At 71.5% G+C, this 17219-nt stretch carries 16 protein-coding genes; 6 read left to right on the top strand and 10 right to left on the bottom strand.

What is annotated here, in order from left to right; genetic code table 11:
- The first annotated feature begins 12 nt into the window (after positions 1 to 12).
- Together Vau01_RS29730 and Vau01_RS29725 are read left to right on the top strand one after the other, a co-directional pair.
- The gene (locus tag Vau01_RS29730) at positions 13 to 885 is read left to right on the top strand and encodes a class I SAM-dependent methyltransferase (protein WP_203999279.1); all 873 of its coding nucleotides are present in this window, start codon (positions 13 to 15) and stop codon (positions 883 to 885) included.
- Positions 886 to 1211: 326 nt separating this feature from the next.
- A complete protein-coding gene (locus Vau01_RS29725) occupies positions 1212 to 1784 on the top strand; it encodes a DUF1062 domain-containing protein (protein ID WP_203999277.1) in 573 nt (190 codons plus the stop codon).
- A 6-nt stretch (positions 1785 to 1790) separates the two neighbouring features.
- Here Vau01_RS29725 and Vau01_RS29720 read toward each other — a convergent pair whose 3' ends face one another.
- The 3 genes from Vau01_RS29720 to Vau01_RS29710 all read right to left on the bottom strand — a co-directional run bounded on the left by Vau01_RS29720 (position 1791) and on the right by Vau01_RS29710 (position 6482).
- Positions 1791 to 3557, bottom strand: coding sequence for a CehA/McbA family metallohydrolase domain-containing protein (locus Vau01_RS29720; protein WP_239151957.1), 1767 nt, complete (start codon positions 3555 to 3557; stop codon positions 1791 to 1793).
- Between the two features lie 266 nt (positions 3558 to 3823).
- Positions 3824 to 5734 carry an FtsX-like permease family protein gene (locus Vau01_RS29715; protein ID WP_203999271.1) on the bottom strand — a complete coding sequence of 637 codons (1911 nt, stop codon included), beginning with the start codon at positions 5732 to 5734 and terminating at the stop codon, positions 3824 to 3826.
- Position 5735: 1 nt separating this feature from the next.
- Complete coding sequence (locus Vau01_RS29710; RefSeq protein WP_203999268.1) at positions 5736 to 6482, bottom strand: ABC transporter ATP-binding protein; 747 nt, start codon at positions 6480 to 6482, stop codon at positions 5736 to 5738.
- Positions 6483 to 6643: 161 nt separating this feature from the next.
- On the opposite strand from Vau01_RS29710, the gene Vau01_RS29705 reads away from it, so the two are divergent.
- On the top strand, positions 6644 to 7456 hold the full coding sequence (locus tag Vau01_RS29705) for a CPBP family intramembrane glutamic endopeptidase (RefSeq protein WP_203999265.1): 813 nt from the start codon (positions 6644 to 6646) through the stop codon (positions 7454 to 7456).
- Here the strand turns inward: Vau01_RS29705 and Vau01_RS29700 are convergent.
- The 6 genes from Vau01_RS29700 to Vau01_RS65045 form a co-directional block, all read right to left on the bottom strand.
- The gene (locus Vau01_RS29700) at positions 7386 to 7754 is read right to left on the bottom strand and encodes a phospholipase (protein ID WP_203999261.1); all 369 of its coding nucleotides are present in this window, start codon (positions 7752 to 7754) and stop codon (positions 7386 to 7388) included. The two genes, Vau01_RS29705 and Vau01_RS29700, sit on opposite strands and share 71 nt — an antisense overlap.
- Positions 7754 to 9145 carry a DUF4331 domain-containing protein gene (locus Vau01_RS29695; RefSeq protein ID WP_203999258.1) on the bottom strand — a complete coding sequence of 464 codons (1392 nt, stop codon included), beginning with the start codon at positions 9143 to 9145 and terminating at the stop codon, positions 7754 to 7756. Before Vau01_RS29695 ends, Vau01_RS29700 begins: the two co-directional genes overlap by 1 nt.
- Before the next feature lie 38 nt (positions 9146 to 9183).
- Positions 9184 to 9468, bottom strand: a complete 285-nt coding sequence (locus Vau01_RS29690) for a hypothetical protein (RefSeq protein ID WP_203999255.1) — start codon at positions 9466 to 9468, stop codon at positions 9184 to 9186.
- 159 nt (positions 9469 to 9627) lie between these two features.
- On the bottom strand, positions 9628 to 11187 hold the full coding sequence (locus tag Vau01_RS29685) for a methyl-accepting chemotaxis protein (RefSeq protein WP_203999252.1): 1560 nt from the start codon (positions 11185 to 11187) through the stop codon (positions 9628 to 9630).
- A 98-nt stretch (positions 11188 to 11285) separates the two neighbouring features.
- Positions 11286 to 12059, bottom strand: a complete 774-nt coding sequence (locus Vau01_RS29680; RefSeq protein ID WP_203999249.1) for an enoyl-CoA hydratase-related protein — start codon at positions 12057 to 12059, stop codon at positions 11286 to 11288.
- Positions 12060 to 12103: 44 nt separating this feature from the next.
- Positions 12104 to 13183 (bottom strand): cellulose-binding domain-containing protein, encoded by a 1080-nt coding sequence (locus tag Vau01_RS65045; protein WP_308440489.1) that lies wholly within the window; start codon positions 13181 to 13183, stop codon positions 12104 to 12106.
- A 310-nt stretch (positions 13184 to 13493) separates the two neighbouring features.
- Between Vau01_RS65045 and Vau01_RS29670 the strand changes: the two genes are divergently transcribed.
- The 3 genes from Vau01_RS29670 to Vau01_RS29660 all read left to right on the top strand — a co-directional run bounded on the left by Vau01_RS29670 (position 13494) and on the right by Vau01_RS29660 (position 16279).
- Positions 13494 to 14036, top strand: coding sequence for a DUF417 family protein (locus Vau01_RS29670; protein WP_203999246.1), 543 nt, complete (start codon positions 13494 to 13496; stop codon positions 14034 to 14036).
- Positions 14037 to 14089: 53 nt separating this feature from the next.
- A complete protein-coding gene (locus tag Vau01_RS29665; RefSeq protein WP_203999243.1) occupies positions 14090 to 15328 on the top strand; it encodes a YncE family protein in 1239 nt (412 codons plus the stop codon).
- A gap of 99 nt (positions 15329 to 15427) precedes the next feature.
- On the top strand, positions 15428 to 16279 hold the full coding sequence (locus tag Vau01_RS29660; RefSeq protein WP_203999240.1) for an oxidoreductase: 852 nt from the start codon (positions 15428 to 15430) through the stop codon (positions 16277 to 16279).
- Positions 16280 to 16312: 33 nt separating this feature from the next.
- On the opposite strand, the gene Vau01_RS29655 is transcribed toward Vau01_RS29660, so the two are convergent.
- The gene (locus Vau01_RS29655) at positions 16313 to 17110 is read right to left on the bottom strand and encodes an SAM-dependent methyltransferase (RefSeq protein ID WP_203999743.1); all 798 of its coding nucleotides are present in this window, start codon (positions 17108 to 17110) and stop codon (positions 16313 to 16315) included.
- Positions 17111 to 17219: the final 109 nt, after the last annotated feature.

Here is a 17219-nt window from a genome sequence, read left to right as displayed (position 1 = left end):
CCGGGGGGCAGCATGTCGAAGACGCTGACGGCGAGCCGCACCGCCGTGCTGGTCTGCCAGGGGCGCGCCGCCGCCGACGGGCTGGTTGCTCCCGACCGCTTCGCCGATCCGACCGCCATGCCGCTCCTGCGCCCCGACGAGCGGGAAGCCGTCGAGTGGGTGCGCGACGGTACCCCGCCCCGGCAGTGGCGACAGCGGGTCGACTACGAGACGGTGCGGGCCAGCCGCGACATGATGGTGCCGCGCACGGTCGCCATCGACGATGCCGTGCGCGAGCGTCCCGGTCCGCAGGTGGTGATTCTCGGCGCCGGGTTGGACGGCCGGGCCTGGCGGATGCCGGAGCTCGCCGGTGCGACGGTCTTCGAGGTCGACCAGCCGGCCAGCCAGCAGGACAAGCGTGAGCGGTCCGCGCGCCTGTCCGGCCGCCCGCCCGCGTTCGTGCCGGTGGACTTCCGCACGGAGCGGCTGAGCGCGGGGCTGGCGGCCGCCGGGCATCGCGCCGGCGAGGCGACCACCTGGGTCTGGGAGGGCGTCGTGCCGTACCTGACCGAGGCCGAGGTCGCCGCCACGGTCGCGGAGATCGCGGCCGGTTCGGGGCCGGGCAGCCGGCTGGTCGTCAACTTCCAGACGCCCGCGGCGTCCATCGGATTCGGTCGCCTCCTGGCGCGGGTGCTCATGGCGTCGACGGGCCGGTCCACCGTCTGGAAGAACGAGCCGTGGCGCTCGACCTGGACGCCCGCCGCGATGGGCCGCCTGCTGGCCGCGCACGGCTACGCCGTCACCCGCGACGACGCCCTGGCGGAGACGGCGGCCGGGCTCGCCACACCGGTCCCCCGTCGCAGTTCACTCCCCCACAGTTGCGTGATCATCGCTGACCGGGACTGAGCACCCGGATTTCCCCTCGGCTCGCCATAACTCGATGGCGTGCGGCGGCCGCCCCCACTACCGTCATGCCCCACCAGGAAACTGCCCGCACCGTCAGAGGACAGGCCGTTGTACGCCAGCTGAGACGTTCATCGCCGAGAAGGCACCCCGCGCCCTGACGGGTCCGTGGCCGCGTAGCGCCGGAGCGCTGCCGGTCCGCTGCGGCGTGCCCTCGGCAGGTCCTCGACGTCCGGCTGCCCGCTTCGCGGCGCCCGTGGCTCGATCCGGTGCCGCGCCCCGCGCGGCGCCGAGCCCGCAACAAGGTCTCGCAGCCGATTGGCCTTCTGGTGCACGAAGACACCTTCCTCGTCCGCGCCACGACACAGTGGCTCGTACGTCCCACAGACTTCCCGACCATCCGGCGCCGCTGCCGGACCTGCCCTTCGGAGGAGCATCGAACCCAGGGAAAATTCCGCGTCAACGCGAACCGCAAGCTCCTCGACGTCTGGCTGTTGGCGCGGTGCGCCCGGTGCGGCGACACGATCAAGTTGACCGTGCTGGAGCGTGCCACCGTCCGCTCGATCGAGCCCACGATGCTCGACCGCTTCTACGACAACGACTCCGCGCTCGCGGCCGAGTTGCTGACCGGGCCGCACCTGGCGCACCGCAACGACGTCTGGCTCGACTGGACCGATGCGTGGACGCTGGAGCGGACCCCGGTCGAGCTGCCGAAGGCCGACATCCTCGACGTCGACGTCCGCTTCGCACAACGCATCCCGATCCGGCTGACGACGCTCATCGCGACGGGCACGGAAGTGTCCCGCGCCGAGGTCGCGAAACGCATCGCCGCCGGCCGGATCACCTCGGACCGCACCCTCGCCGGGCGCTGCGCACGGGATTTCAGCTTCGTGTTCCGGTGAGGAGGTTCAGGACAGGGTCCACCGGCGGTCGTCGGGCACCGGTCGCGTCGGCGCCGTGGGCAACAGCCACAACGGATTCGACGCGCCGATGACCGAGCCGTCGGCGGCCCGGACCTGGCTGCGTACGTAGGTGCCGTTTCCGGGTTCGATCCCGACGCGGCACAAGCCGCCCTTCACCGCCTTCGCGGGGAAGGGCCGGATCATGGTGGACGGCGTGAGGTCGGCGACACCTGCCTCGTCGACCACGCCGGTCACCACCTCCAGGGTCGCGTCGGGCGGCATCGCGGTGGCGACGACCTTGACGGTGACGCTCTTCCGGGCGGACACCACGACGCCGCCGAGGTAGCTGGTGCCGTTGATGCGCAGGTCCATCGAGCCCCGGTACCGGGCCATGTCGGTGAACCAGGCCGCGCCTTTGCGCATGGCGGTCACGAGCGCGGTCCGCTCCGTCGACGGCGCCCAGACGTAGGTGAGGTAGTGCTCCTCGTTCGTCAGCCAGTCGTGGCCCTCGTGGTCGTCGCTGCCGCCCACGGCGGTGACGAACAACGCGTTGCGCGCGGCCACGTCCAGCACCCACAGCAGATCGGTGATCTCCTTGCGGCCGATCTCGATCAGGTCGACGCCGATGGCGTTGCGTTCGACCATCAGCCGGGCGAGCCCGTCGCGCTTCTCGACGTCGAGCGGATGGTTCCAGCAGATGACGCCGCCGTGCGGGCGCAGCCGGGCGACCATCTCCTCGGTGCGGGCGATGGTGTTGTCGCGCCGGGGTGGGCTGGTGAAGGCCGGCAGTGTCAGGTCTCCGCCGTACCAGTTCAGGTGACGCACGAGGGAGATCTCGTAGGCGAGGTGTGGGGTGACGCTGTCGTACGCGTCGGCGTACTGTGCGAGCGTCTCGGCGCGCAACTGCTCGCCGGCCTGGCCCTGCCGGCGGGCGCGTTCGAACCTCAGCCGGTCGACCACGAAGGACACCGCCGGGCCCGTCGTCCGCACCCCGAACCGCAGGCCGGTCACCGCGTTGTCGCCCGCGACCAGGTCCGGCCACAGCCGCCGGACGTCGTCGACCGGCACGACCGTGAACCGTTGCCAGACACCGGCTTTCGCGGCGAGTCGCACGGTACCGACGAGCCCGGCCGCGGTATGGCCGGTCTGTGCGACACCGCCGATCTCGTACCGGACGGTGTAGATGCCGGCCGGCCGCCCCTTGTGCGCCGGGTGGTACGACAGTTGCAGTTCCAGCAGCAGTAGCGCGGCCGGCCCGTGCGCCTCCGGCAACGCGTCGAACGTCAGGGTCGTGTCGCCGATCGCGGCGTGCTCCGTGGCGTTCCACGCCGCGCCCGCGTACCAGAGCGTGCCGTTGCCGCCGCCGGCCGCCAGCCGCAACGCGTTGCCCACCTCGTCCGCCTCGCCCGGCGAACGCGGCCCGGCGACGAACGCGGCCGCCGCACCGGTCGGCGCACCCTCCACCGTCTGTGTCCAGGTCCAGTCCAACCCGTTCTCCGGCTCCACGGCCGCGTCGAACCGGACCTCCCGCCGATGGTCGTACGCGGCGATGCGAAAATCGTGGTCGGTGAACCAGACGACGTCCACCTTGTGCTTGCGCGCCTGCGCCAGGTGACTGTCGAAACTCCCGACACCTTCGCTGAAGGACCCGTGGACGTGCGTCGCCATGCTCACCGCACGCAACGCCGCCGGCTTCGGGGCGGCCAGCGGAACTCCGGTGCCCGCACCGACCGCCGCTGCGCCGGCGGCCGACAGCAGGGTCCGCCGACGCACCGGCGTACCGCGGACAGAGGGCCGACGGTTCATAGCTCGACGGTCCCCCACCGGGAGGCACCCCCGCAGCAGAACGCGCAAAGCGTCCGCGTCTCGTCACGCCATCCTCGCCGCTCGGGCAATCAGCGTCCACTGTGGACGGTGTTGTTTGATATGGACTTAGGAAATATTGTCGTACATACGTGCGAACATGGCGGGTATGGAAGACCGGCTCGAACCCGCCCACACCAGCCGCGCCGAGGCGATGCGCCCGCGTCCCTGACCCGCTACTGGCCGGCGCCGACCAGTGTCACCGGTGCCGGGCGGGTGGCGACCCAGGAGCTGACGGTGCTCGCGGTCGCCGTCGCCGTCAGGGCTGCGCCGACGATCGCCGCGACCAGTGTCCACGGCACGTCGAGGGTGGCCGATCCGGCGACGGCCGCGGTGGTGCCCAGCGCGCCGACGAACGTGGCTCCAGCGGCGAGTCCGCCGAGTACGACGCCGGCCGCCGCGACCGCGACCGACTCCACCAGCGCCGAGCGGACCACCTGGCCGCGCCGGAACCCGGTGACGCGGGCGGTGGCGAACTCCCGGCGTCGCGCCGCGGCGCCGATCATCACCGAGTTGACCACGCCGATGAGCGCGTACAGGCCGCCCAGGCCGAGCACGATCAGCATCACCTTGTCGTTGGTCGAGCTTCGCTCCTTCGCGTCGGCCTCGAGCCAGGCGCCCACGCCGGTCACCTCGGACACCCGGCCGATCGCCGCGAGTGCGGTGGCCACGGCAGCCGGGTCGGCGTCGGGTGCCAGGGTGACGAAGGACCGCGTCGGCGCGTCGGCCAGGAGGGCGGCCGGTACAACGTCGGGCGGCAGGAGCAGCCCGGCGCCGCCGCTCAGCGTCTCCGGAACCGAGGCCAGTACCGGCAGCGGGCCCAGGTCGACGCCCGGCAGGCTCACCCGGACCGTGCCGTGGTCCGGCACCCCGCCGCCGGGGCCGGCGGCCACGCCGCGTCCGCGCAGGCCGGCGATCGCGTCGCTGCCGGCGTGCGCGGCCGGGTAGGACGTCGGGTCGACGACGAGCGCCAGCACCCCCTCGGATTCCGCGTCCTCGCCGTGTCCGGTGTGGACGATCGCGGGGATCGACGCCTCGGTCGACGCCGCCGCGACGCCGGGCACCGCCGTGACGGCCGCACCGATCGGGCCGGTCCCCTCGACCACCAGGTCGGCGCGGGTCTGTTCCCGCAACTCGGCGACGGCCGCCGCGTGGAAGGACGTGCCGGCGCCGGCGTTGCCGACGACGAGCCCGACGAGCACGATCAGCGGCGCCGCCACCGACGCGCTGCGCCGGCGGTCGTCGCGCAGGTTCGCCCGGGCGAGGCCCGCCACCACCCCGGTTCCGGTGGGGACGAGACGACCGAGCAGCGGCACGAGGAGCGGCGAGAACGCGGCGAGGGCCACCGCGGCCGGCATGGCGATGTTCATCACGACGGCCTGCCCGCCGGCCGCACCGGCGTGCGGGGCGACGATCATCATGGCGACCGCGCCGCCGGTGAACAGCAGGCCGGCGATCCACCGGCTCGCCGTCATCACGCGGGCCGACGCGCCGGTGTCGCGCAACGCCTCCAGCGGGCGGATCCGGCCGGCCCGCCGGGACGCGACCAGCGCGCCGCCGAGGGCCAGCACGACGCCCGTCCCCACAGAGACGGCCAGGATCCAGTTCCGCCACTCGGCGGTGAACCCCTCGGGCACGAAGTCCGCGGAGACGAGCAACCGCGTCTGAACCGCCATCACCCCGAGCCCGGCCGGGACCCCGACCGCCGCACCGAGGCCGCCGAGCAGGACCGCCTCGCCGAGCAGCAGGCGGCGCACCTGCCCACGGCTCCCGCCGGTCAGACGCAGCAGCGCGAGGTCACGGCGGCGCTGCGTGACGGTGAACGCGAACGTCGAGCTGACGATGAACCCGGCGAGGAACGTGGCGGCGCCCATCACCACGCCGAGGACCGCCACCGCCGCGGACGCGTTGTCCTCGAACAGCATCCGCTCGGCCGGGCCGAGGGACGCCGGCGCCTTGAGCGTCGCCGCCGAGATGAGCAGCAGCAGCGACGACTGCACCAGCGCCACGCCGAGCGACACCGACAGCACGGCGCCGACGAGGACGGGAAAACGTTCGGCCACACCGGCCCGGCTCATACCCAGCATGTCACTGCTCCAACGTCGCGAGCCGGTCGGCGACCGCGCGCGGTCCGGCGCCGACCAACCGGTCGACGACGCGCCCGTCGCGGAGGAACACCACCGCGTCGGCGCGGGCGGCCGCGCCCGGGTCGTGGGTCACCATCACGATGCTCTGACCGCCGTCGGCCATCGCGCGCAGCAGGTTCAGCGCGGAGCGGGCGGCGGTCGAGTCCAGCGCGCCGGTGGGCTCGTCGGCGAACAGCACCTCGGGCCGGGTCACCATCGCGCGGGCGATCGCCACCCGCTGCTGCTGCCCGCCGGAGAGTTCCCGCGGCCGGTGCCGGGCCCGGTCGGACAGGCCCACCGCGGCGAGGGTGTCGCGGACCACCGACCGCGACGGACGCTGGCCGGCCAGACGCAACGGCAGGGCGACGTTCTGTTCGGCGGTCAGCGTGCCGATGAGGTTGAAGCTCTGGAACACGAAGCCGACGCGGGTGCGGCGGAACGCCGTCAGCTCCCGGTCGCTCGCGTCGGTGATGTCGGTTCCGCCGATGAACACCCGTCCCGCGTCGACGCGTTCCAGCCCGGCCGCGCAGTGCAGCAGCGTCGACTTGCCGGACCCGGACGGGCCCATGACGGCCGTCCAGCCGCCACGCGGAAAGTCGATCGTCACGTCGTCGACCGCACGCACGGCGGCCGATCCCCGCCCGTAGGTCCGGCTGATCCCGCGCAGCGCCACCGCCGTGGCCGGCACCGTGACCGTCGTTGTCGTCATACCTGCGACGTTAGGGACGGGCAGGCCCCGCGTCGCTGCCGCTGACCCCCCAGCCGTGGTAGGGCTGTCCGCAGCGGCCGCCGACCGGTCAGCAGGATCGTCGGTGCGCCCGCGGCCGGCATAGCGTCGTGCCCATCGATCTGATCATGAAATGGGTACACATGAACGAGCTGTTGCATCGACCGGTCGAACGCGGGCTGCTCCGGCGGCGGCTGCTGGAGTTCGCGGCCGTCTGCCTGGTGTTGACCTGGGTTCCCTGGGCGGTGTTGGGCGCGCTCGGCACGAGCATCGACGAGGGCCCCGGCGCGCTGATTTTCGGACTCGCGGCGAGCGGCCCGTCGTTGGCGGCGCTGGTTATGTGGTTGCGGCATCGAGGGGACGCGCGTGAGGGTCCCCGCGTGCGATGGTCCGTCGGTACACCGCTGGTTGCGGTGATCCTGGGCGGGTTCGCTCCCCTCGGCGCGGCGGTTCTGCTGAACCTGGACGACCTGTCGGCGATCCCGCGGCACGCCGAGTGGGTGGTCGCCGACGTCGGCGGCCCGCTGGTCGCGCTGGCCTACACGTTCGTGGCCGGGCCGGTGGCGGAGGAGTTCGGCTGGCGCGGGTACGTGCAGCCGCGCCTCAGGCAGTTCTATGGCCGGGCGGCGACCACCGTGGTGTTGGCCGCCGTCTGGGGCCTGTGGCACGTGCCGCTGTACTTCCTCTCGGGCACCGGGCAGCACGACGACGGCCTGTTCACCCAGCGGGGACTGGTGTTCTTCCTCGGACTCCTTCCCCTCACCTACCTCATGCTGTTCGTCACCGAGAGCCTGCGCGGCGGTGTGTTCGCGGCGATCCTCATGCACGCGGCCTGGAACCTCGCCGACGAACTGGTGCCGCCCCTCGGCACCGGCGGCGAGTGGCTCAAGCTTCTTCTGCTGACGGCCACCGCGGCACTGGTGGCCATTCGAACTCGGCCACGGCCCCGCCATTGACGTCCACTGTGGACAGTGCTACCTCTCCGTCCCAGACGACATAGCGCCCGGCGGGCAGATCGGGGATGAGCGCTCCGTACACGGGACGCGGTCGCACCGCGCGGACGCGTACCGCCGCGTGGGTCCGCACGGCGGTCGCGTCCGCGGCGCCGTCCGGATCGACGCGGCTCACGTGGATCTCCCGCCCGCACTGCTCGCCACCGGTGTAGATGGCCAGTGCGCCGCGGTCCGCGCCCAGCTCCAGGACGACGCTCGCCACCGCCGACGCGTCGGTGACGTGGTGATGATGTCCGCTCATCACTCGGCCGGGTTGTTGAACCCGTCGAGCGGCGTACCCAGGAACGGGAACGCCTTGAGGAAACCGGCCTTCACGTCCTTGGCGGTGAGACCGTCGGTGACCGCGGACGCCGCCGCGTCCGGGACGAAGGTCTTGTCCACCAACGCGAGCGTCAGCCCGGCGATGGCACGCAGCGACACCGACACCACGTTGTCCTCGACGCGGCGCCCGTTGGGGAATCCGGCGACGTCGCCGCCGACCACGCCGAGCTCGTTGGGTTTGGTCGCCGGCGGGATCGCCGTGTTCAGCCGCAGCATGTCGGCGAGCAGGGAACCGGTGGTGTTCTGGAAGCCCGGCACGACGCCCGCCGGGATTCCGGTGAGCAGGATCGCGATCAGGTCCGCGCGCTTGGTCTTCGCCTTGTTCGCCGCGTCGAGCTTCGGGAACACGTCCGGGTAGAGCACCGGCAGCAGGGCGGCCAGTTCCGGCTGCTCGACGAAGCCGACGAACCGCTTGTCCTCCGACGGCGGCAGCGTGTTCCACTGGTCCTTCAGCGCCATCGGCACGATGACCTCGTTGAACAACGGGTTTCCCAGCCGCGACACCTGGACGAACGGCCCGGTGTCGGCGTCGCGTCCGCCGGCCTCACCGAGGATGCGCACCTGCCGGCGGCTCGCCGCGGTCCAGACGCCGATCGTCGCGCCGGCCTCATCGTACCGGTACGCGCGGTACTCCTGCCGCAGGCTCGCGGCCGGTACCTGCAACGCGATGCTCAGGACGTTGAACCCGTTCAGCGCGTTCACGCCGTCGTCGGCCTTTTTGAACAGCGTGCTGCCGACCAGATGCTTGTCCTGGAACGGCCGCAGGATGCCGAGGTCGAAGATGGACCCGAGGTCGACGTAGAAACCGTCGGCGCGTTGCCCGGCGAACAGCAGGGTGCCGTCGTCGAGCTTCTTCACGGCGTCCTTGGCGAGGTCTGCGTACTTCGGTGTGGACGCCGGGCCGATGTTCACCGGCGGGCAGGGCACCTTGCGCGCGATCACCGTGCCCTTTCCGTGCCCGTCCAGCCGGGTCACGGTGTAGAACTGGCGGCGGTTCCAGTTGACGCTGTCCAGCGCCTCGATCGGCCCGGTGTTGTAGAGGAACGTCTTGTCGTTGCGGATCTCGGTCTCGAACCGGAACTGGAACGTGACGTCCGGCCGACCGTCACCGTTGTTGTCGACGTGGATCTCGTAGAGGACGTCGTCGCCGAACTCGTAGAAGTTCGGGCCGCCGGACGGCAGTTGCATGGGGAGGTAGTTGGCGATCAGCGTGACCGTGTCCGGCTTTCCCGGCGTGACGAACGCGTACAGGTCGGTGCTGTCGGCGACCGGGTCCTTGGAGATTTCGGGGGCTTCGCGGTGCGAAGACATGGCAGAAGAACCTCACGGGGGGGAAGAAGGGACGGGGATCAGCGCTTGTGTGCGGCCTTTGCCAACTTCCTCGCCAGATCCCGGTCGCGCACCTCGAAACGCTCGGTGCCGGTGAACACGTCGAGCGTGCCGGCGGCGAGACTCCGTACCCGCACCACGATCACGTTCGCGTCGTCGGCGGCCGGGCCCTGGGTGGGCTTGTCGAACGCGCTGGCCACCCCGATCGCCGTGCCGGCGGTCAGTCCGGCGCCGATGGTGGCCGCCGTCAATGCCTGCCGGCGGGACACCGAGAACCCGCCACGCCCATGCCTCGACCTGCTCATGTCAGCCTTCCTGTCGACGGAACGCGTCTTGCGTAACCGCCCGTACGGCGTCCGCGCTGACGCAGTTCCGTCGAAGACCGACTTAAGTTATCTCATGCGTCGAACCTGAGGTGCCTCCAAGCCTCCCCAAAGAATCGACGCGTGAGGGCGCGCAGGTGCTCAGTACCGGAACGTCTGGACGATCGTGCGCAGGCTGCCCGACATCTCCGCCAGGCTCTCCGCCGCCGTTCTGGCCTCGCCCGCGCCCGCCGTGATGAGCCCGACCGACGTCGCCACCTCGTCGACGGTCTCCGCCACCTGCCGGCCCACCGCGGCGGCCGCCTCGACGCTGCGGCTCATCTCCTGCGTCGTCGCCGACTGCTCCTCCACCGCCGAGGCGATGGTCATCTGGTACTCGTTGATCTGCGTGATGATGCCGCTGATCTCCTCGATCGCGGCCACCGCACCGGTGGTGTCGGTCTGGATCGCGGCGACCCGGCGGCTGATGTCGTCCGTCGCCCGGGCGGTCTCCTGGGCGAGGTCCTTCACCTCGCTGGCGACCACGGCGAAGCCCTTCCCCGCGTCACCGGCGCGGGCCGCCTCGATCGTCGCGTTCAGCGCGAGCAGGTTGGTCTGCTCCGCGATCGCGGTGATCGTCTTGATGACGTTGCCGATCTCGGCGGAGGAGTCACCCAGCTTGTTCATCGTCGTGTTGGTGCCGGCGGCGACCTGGACCGCCCGGCCGGCCACACTGACCGCCTGGCTGGTGTTCTGCGAGATCTCCCGGATCGAGGCGCCCATCTCGGTGGCACCGGACGCGACCGTCTCGATCGTGTGCGACATGTCGGCCGCCAGCCCGGCGACCTGGTGGGCCTGCCGGGCCCCCCGCTCGACGCCGGTGGCGCTCTGTGCACTGGTCGTCGACAGTTCCTCGGCGGCGTTGGCGAGCACCACGGCGTGGTCGGCGAGCTTCGCCACCGTCGCCCGCAGGTTGGTGGTGGCCCGGCCGAGGGCGGCGGCCATCCGACCGACCTCGTCACGCTGGTGGACGTCGGCGTCGCGGGTGAGGTCGCCGTCCGCGATCGCTTCGAGGACACCCGACACGCGACCGAGCGGCCGGGTGATCATCTGTGTCATGTAGAGGGCGAGCGCGGTCGCCAGCACCAGCGCGATGATCAGCAGCACCACGATGCCGAGCCGTACCGAGGACTCCGTCCGGTCGAAGTCCTGCCCCGCGACGAGTGCCTGCTCGGCCCGGGTGATCTCGGTGTCGAAGCGCTCCTCGTACACCTTGCGCAGGTCACGGTTGGCACCGAGAGCGGCCGTGGTGGCGGCCGCCGGGTCGCGGGAGTACAGGGCGAACTCGGCTTCGAGCGCGGTGAACCAGGCGTCGGTGCCCTGCCTGATCGCGTCGACCGCCGTGGGGTCGTCGGACCGGCCGGCCGCGGCGTCGAGCTGCTCGTCGACGGTGGCCTTGCGGCCCAGGGCATCGTCGCGGAACGACGTGTCACCCCGGATGAGGTAGCCGCGTTCGTCGTTCGCGGCCGCCTTCGCCGCCAGGGCCGCCTTGTTCAGCGCCGTGATGTACGGGACGGACCGGCCCACCTCCGCGTTCCTGGTGTCGCCGAGCCGGCCCGTGCCGGCGATGGCGAGCAGGCCGATCGCGGCCGTACCCGCGATGGCCACCCCGACCACGATCAGGATCTTGGTACGGACGCGGCGGGATCTGAGCCACAACATGGCTCTCCTTCATAGCTAGCCGAGCGGTCTACCCGTACCTGTTCGGCACACCGACCCGCCACTTGAGACGTTTGTCGTCCGAGTTGCGCGAAATCCGTTCAGTCGCGCCAGTGCGGGGGGCGCTTGTCGAGGAAGGACGCCATTCCCTCGTGGGCGGCCGGGGTCTGTGACGCGGCGGCCATCACCTCGAGCGCGATCGTGTAGGCGTCCGCCTCGGGACGGTCGAGCTGGGCGTAGAGGGTCTGCTTGCCCAGCGCCTTGCTCGCCCTGCTCCCCCGCGTCGCGCGGGCCAGCAGGTCGGCGACCGCGTCGTCGAGGTCCCCGTCGGGTACGACGCGGTTGACCAGACCCCATTCGAGCGCCGTCGCCGCGTCGATGGCGTCGCCGGTGAGGGCCAGTTCCATCAGGCGCTTCCGCCCGACGGCGCGGGCGACGGGGACCGCCGGCGTGTGGCAGAACCAGCCGCCCTTGCCGCCCGGCAGGGCGAAACCGGCCGAACTCGCGGCCACCGCGAGATCGCACGAGGCGACCAGTTGGCAGCCCGCGGCGGTGGCCAGCCCGTGCACCCGCGCGATCACGACCTGCGGCACCGACTGCACGGTCCGCATCAGGTCGGTGCACAACCGCAGCAGCTCACGGACCCCGGCGAAATCGCGGGCCGCGACGTCGGCGAAATCGTGCCCGGCGCTGAACACCGGGCCGGCACCGGCCAGCACGACGCCCGACGCGTCCGATCGCGCCGTGTCGGTGAACGCCGCGAGCAGTTCGGCGAGGTGCCCGGCCGACAGCGAGTTGCGCCGCGCGGGACGGTTCATCGTGATGACGACGGTGTCGTCCTTCCGCTCCACCAGGATGTGCTCGTATTCACCCACGCCCCCACGTTACGGCAGCCGGGTCAGCGCCTGTCGGCGCAGGCTCAGGAGAAGAAGGACCCGTACGGGCCGTTCAGGATCTGGGTCTTCTGGGCCTGGCTGAAGTGGGTGTTCGGGTAGCTGTAGAACGACGCCGACATCGGCGTGCCGTCGGTCGACGTCGAGTCCGGCAGGCCGAAGGCGTGGCCGAGTTCGTGCACCATGCCGCCGTACCACCGGTTCATGTTGCCGCCGATGCCGGCGGCGCCGTCGGCGTCGTGGCCGCTCAGGATGACCCAGCCGCCGCCACCGCCACCACCGGAGCACAGCGCCTCGGCGCTGATCTCGCCGACGTTGACCCAGCGGGTGTCCGGCGCGCGGAGGCTGAGCTTGCGCATCAGCTCCTGCTGCATGTTGAAGACCACCCACCAGTAGCAGTCGTTGCCGTTCGGTGTGTCCTCGTACCAGGCGTGCGGGTGGTCACCGTTGACGACCTCGACCACCGGGTTGTTGAGCGCGAACGTCCGGCCCAGCTCCTGCCGGTAGTACCGCTGCGCCTCGCGCAGCACGTTCGCGATGCCGTCCGGATAGCGCTGGTCGTACGCGACGTCGGTGGGCTTGAGCCAGTAGGCCCGGACCGTGCGCACCGGCGGCACGCCCGGCGACGTCGGCGTGGACGGCGACACGGTCGGCGTGGTGGGCGTGGACGGCGACGTGGTCGGCGTGACGCTTCCCGTGCAGGCGACGCCGTTCAGGGTGAAGCTCGTCGGCGTCGGGTTGCTGGCGTTGTTCCAACCGCCGTTGAAGCCGAACGAGGTGCTGCCGTTCGTGGCCAGGCTGCCGTTGTAGGACGCGTTGACGGCCGTCACCGCGCTCCCGCTCTGCGTCACGGTCGCGTTCCACGCCTGGGTCACGGTCTGCCCCGCGGCGAACGACCACCTCAGCGTCCAGCCGGAGACCGGGTCACCGAGGTTCACGATGCCGACGTTCGCGCCGAACCCGCCCGCCCACGTCGAGCCGACGGTGTAGGTCACCCGGCAGCCGGCGGCCGCGGCGTAACTCGTGTTGGTCACCGCGGTGGCGGTGGCGACGCTGACGACCGCGGCGGCCGTCGCAGCGACAACGATTCTGGGTCTGAGGTGCACGTCGTCTCCTCCGGGGGAAGCCGGCGGAGTCGTCCACCGGCACGGCAGAATGCCGTCACGTCCGCCCGGTGAACGTGGAGCAACCGCGTCCAATAGTTCTTGACGTTTCGACGTGTGTCAATGGACGGAGCGCACCGCCGAGGCGTGGAGCCGGGACCGCAACTTTCGACGGCGGGGCTAGGGAAAGAAGATTCAATTGAGATACTCCAATTTACAAATGGAATCTCTCAAATCTTCATACTCTTGAATTTGCCACCCTTGGGGGGACCCGGAGTCCGGCAATACATCTGTTAACTTCAATTTATCTCCAATGCGCGCCGGCCTCCGGCAAGAATCGAAACTTTCCAATGAGGCCGGCTTGCGCACGGGCGCCGTAATGCCCGGCAACCCCAATGAAGGGACGACGGTCGTGATCACCCTGCCCCGAGAACGCCTGCTCAGAGCGGCCGAGATCGGTAGCCGTGCGAGTCTGCCGCTCCTGCGCGGCTCGCTCGGAATCGTATTCATCTGGTTCGGCGCGCTCAAGCTGACGCAGTCGACGCCGATTGCGGACCTGGTAGCGGCGACGGTGCCGTTTCTACCGGAATCATGGTTCGTTCCGGCGCTCGGCGCTTTCGAGGTTCTCATCGGCCTCGCGCTACTCGTCGGGCGCTGGATCGGCATTGTCGTGGCCCTCATGGTGGCCCACCTCGCCGGAACCTTCCTCGTGCTCGTGATGCAACCCGACGTCGTCTTCCAGCGCGACAACCCGCTCCTGCTCACGATGACCGGTGAGTTCGTGGTCAAGAACGTCGTGCTGATCGCGGCCGGAATCGTGCTGGCCGGATCGACCCGCCAGGCCAAGCCCGGCTGAGGGTCAACCCGGCTCATGGGGAACCGGCGGGGGCCGGGCGGTGTCCGAAGGATATGGCGACCCGGCGGCAGGTGCTGACATCGATGGGCGGCGTGGCGGTGCTCGCCGCGTGCGGAGAAGCAACAAGCGGAGAACCAGGGAAGCAGACCACCCCGGACGCTCCCGACGGTCTCATCGTGGCCGCCACCCGCGCCGGCCTCGTCACGGTCAACGGCGACCGCCGGATCGAGCACGGACCGGCGGCGGTCCTGTCGGGTGACGGCGACCGCGTCTACGCGGCGACGGTCGACGGGTCCGCGACGACGCTCGTGACGACCGACCTCCATACCGGAGCCGACGTCGGCCGCGTCCGGCTCGCCGGCGCGTGGACGCCGCGGGTCGTCGGCCCGACCGGCGGGTTCGCGGCGTTCACCCCACCGGATCCGGCCGGCTCGACGGCGGGAACCGTACCGGCCGGCCGGACCCACACGCCGGTCCTGATCGCCGCGCCCACCGGTGAACTGCACCGGCTGGACCTGCCGGGCAACGTCGCCCCCGACGCGGTCAGCGTCGACGGTGCCGCCCTGTTCGTGCTGGAGTGGCTGCCCGCGCAGTCACCGGAGCGGTACCGGGTACGGATGGTCGACCTCCCCGACGGCGCCCCGAAACCGTTGCTGACCCGCGACAAGGTACCGGTGCCGGCCGAGGAGGAGATGCGGGGCGAGGGCAGGCAGGCCGTCCTGTCTCCGAACGGGCAGGTCCTGTACACGCTCTACACCCACCAGCCCGACCACCAGCACACCCGCGACATCGTCGCCGGCCGTCCCGGCGGGGCGCACGCGTTCGTCCACGTCCTGCACCTCCTCGGACGGTGGGCCTACTGCCTCGACCTGCCCGATCCGTTCGGCCACGGCCCGGCCGCCGGCCACGCGATCGCGCTGCGCCCGGACGGGCGGCAGCTCCTCGTCGCCGACCTCACCGGCGGCCGCCTGGCCGTGGCCGACACCGAGACGCTGACCGTCACCCAGGTGCTGGCGGTGCCCACCGCGTCCGGTCCGGCCGGGCTGGCGGCCACGCAGGTCCGCACGTTCCTCGGCGCGGACGGGAACGTCGCCGTCGTCGACCACGGGTCGGGATCGACGACGCCGTGGTGGAAGGCGCCCGGCGAGATCCGCGGGCTGCGCGTCGACGGCGCCGGAAGCCGGCTCGCCGTCGCCGATCCCGGCGGGGTGACGTGGGTGCGTCTCGACACCGGCAAGCCGGCCGGCCGGGTGCCGGTCGACGGTCTCACCGACCTCGTACACGCCGCGTGATCCGACGGAGCTCCGACCGTCCGCCATCCGCCTCAACGGCTGTGGTCGGCCGTGTACGCCGCTACCCTGGGCACCCCGACCGGCGAGGGGGTGGGGCGCATGGACAGGGTCGCGATCGTGACCGGTGCGTCGACGGGGATCGGCGCGGCCACCAGCCTCCGCCTGCACCAGCTCGGCTTCCGCGTCTACGCGGTCGCCCGCCGGTTGGACCGGATGGCTCCGCTCGCCGCGCTCGGCATCCACACCGTCCGGGTCGACGTCACCGACGAGGCCGGCCTGGTGGCGCTGGTCGATCGGGTCGTCACGGAGTCGGGTCGGATCGACGTCCTGGTGAACAACGCCGGATACGGATCCTTCGGCGCGGTCGAGGACGTGCCGCTGGACGAGGCCCGGCGGCAGTTCGAGGTCAACGTCTTCGGCGCGGCCCGGCTGTGCCAGCTCGTGCTGCCCCACCTGCGGGCGCGGGGCTCGGGTCGCATCATCAACGTCTCGTCGGTCGGCGCGCGGATGTACCAGCCGCTGGGCGGGTGGTACCACGCGACGAAGTACGCGCTGGAGGGTCTCAGCGACTGCCTGCGGGTCGAGGTCCGGCCGCTGGGCATCGACGTCATCATGATCCAGCCCGGCGGCATCGAGACGGAGTTCCCGCGGGTCGCCGGCGAGCGGCTGCTCGCCATCTCCGGCGACGGCGCGTATGCCGGCTACGCCCGCCGGTACGCGGCGTCGCTGACCTCGGACGCCAGGGGCCTGTCGTCCCCGTCCGTCGTCGCCCGGGCGATCGGCCGCGCCGCGACGGTGCGGCGTCCCCGCACCCGCTACGCGGTCGGACGCGGTGCGAAGGCGGCATTGCTCGCCCGTTGGCTGCTGCCCGACCGCGCCTACGATCGCGCGCTGGTGGCGCTGTTCACCGCGCTGGCCAACGCCACCGCCCGGGCCGCCCAACGCTCGTGAGACGCCGGCCGGTCCACTGTGGACACACCACCGTCACCTCGACAGGAACGCGACGCCGCCCAGGGCGCACACCTCGGCCGGCGTGGGCCGGGGTGCCTGCGGGTCGGCCGGCCGCCAGTCGGCGACGGAGCAGACACCGGGCGGCACCAGGTCGAGGCCGTCGAAGAAGCGTTCGACCTCCGCCTGGGACCGCAGCCGCACCCGGTCCTCCCGCCGCTCGGCCCGGGCGTTGGCGGCCTCCACGATCGCGAGCTGCTCGGGCGGCATGAAGTCGGTGGTCGCGTTGCTGACGACCAGACAGCTGCCGGCGGGAAGCGCGTCGAGCAGGTGACGCACCAGTTCGTACGGGCCGTCGTCGTCCAGGATGAAGTGCATCACGGCGACCAGGAGCAGCGCGACGGGCTCGTCGAGATCGAGCGTCGCGAAGACCTCCGGGCTCCGGAGGATCGTGTCCGGCCGGCGGAGGTCGGCGTCGAGGTAGGCGGTGCGGCCCTGCGGGGTGCCGCGCAGCAGCGCACGTGCGTGCACGAGCACCAGCGGGTCGTTGTCGACGTACACGACGCGTGCGGTCGGGTCGACGCCCTGCGCGACCTCGTGGGTGTTGTTCGGCGCGGGCAGGCCGGTGCCGATGTCGAGGAACTGGCGCACCCCGGCCTCGGCCAGATGCTTCACCGCGCGGCCGTGGAACTTGCGGCCCTCCTTGGCGGCGACGCTCACCGTCGGCATCATCTGCTCGATCATCGCGGCGGAGTCGCGGTCGGCCTGGAAGTGGTCCTTGCCACCGAGCCAGTAGTTGTACCGCCGCGCCGGATGCGGCTGCGACGTGTCGATCCGGCGGTTCCCTGCCTGTTTCCGCGGTGCCTGTTCCTGCGGTGCCTGTTCCTGCGGTGCCTGTTCCTGCGGTGCCTGCTCCTGCGGTGCCTGCTCCTGCGGTGCCTGC

The sequence above is a fragment of the Virgisporangium aurantiacum genome (assembly GCF_016863635.1).
In the GTDB taxonomy this organism is placed as follows: Bacteria; Actinomycetota; Actinomycetes; order Mycobacteriales; family Micromonosporaceae; genus Virgisporangium; species Virgisporangium aurantiacum.
This window is presented reverse-complemented; position numbering and strand designations above follow the sequence as displayed.